The sequence below is a fragment of the Polaromonas sp. P1_G2 genome (assembly GCF_056405515.1).
This window is the reverse complement of sequence record NZ_JBFUBY010001432.1, coordinates 1-405: the sequence shown is the minus strand read 5'-3', so window position 1 is coordinate 405 and position 405 is coordinate 1. Positions and strand designations below refer to the sequence as shown.

General features: G+C 63.0%; 1 protein-coding gene. It reads right to left on the bottom strand.

Annotation, left to right across the window (positions count from 1 at the left end):
• Positions 1–95: 95 nt before the first annotated feature.
• The coding region (locus AC1D0P_RS30925) for an ATP cone domain-containing protein (RefSeq protein ID WP_477680221.1) at positions 96–405 on the bottom strand (310 nt) is incomplete at its 5' end.

The window sequence follows — 405 nt, the reverse complement described above, 5'->3', positions numbered from 1 at the left end:
CGGATGGCCGCCGCCATGAAGCGCTCATCCAGGCGGTGTTGCTCTGCGTCACGTGTGTGCTGGTCCATGTCCATTCGGCGCCGCCGGGAAAGACCTCAGCGCTCCTCGATCGGGTCGCGGGCGATCTTTGCCGAGATTTGCTTTATCGCCTCGGAAAAGTCCTCGATATGGGTGAAGTCGCGATAGACCGAGGCGTAGCGGACGAAGGCGACGTCATCGAGGTTCTTCAGCGCTTCAAGCACCTGCGTGCCGATCTCGGTCGAGCTGATTTCCGTCTCGCCCGAGCTTTCGAGCCGGCGGATGATGCCGGACACGGCGCGCTCGATCCGGTCGCGGTCGATCGGCCGCTTTCGCAGCGCAATCTCGAAGGACTTCACCAGCTTGTCGCGGTCGAACGGCATCCTG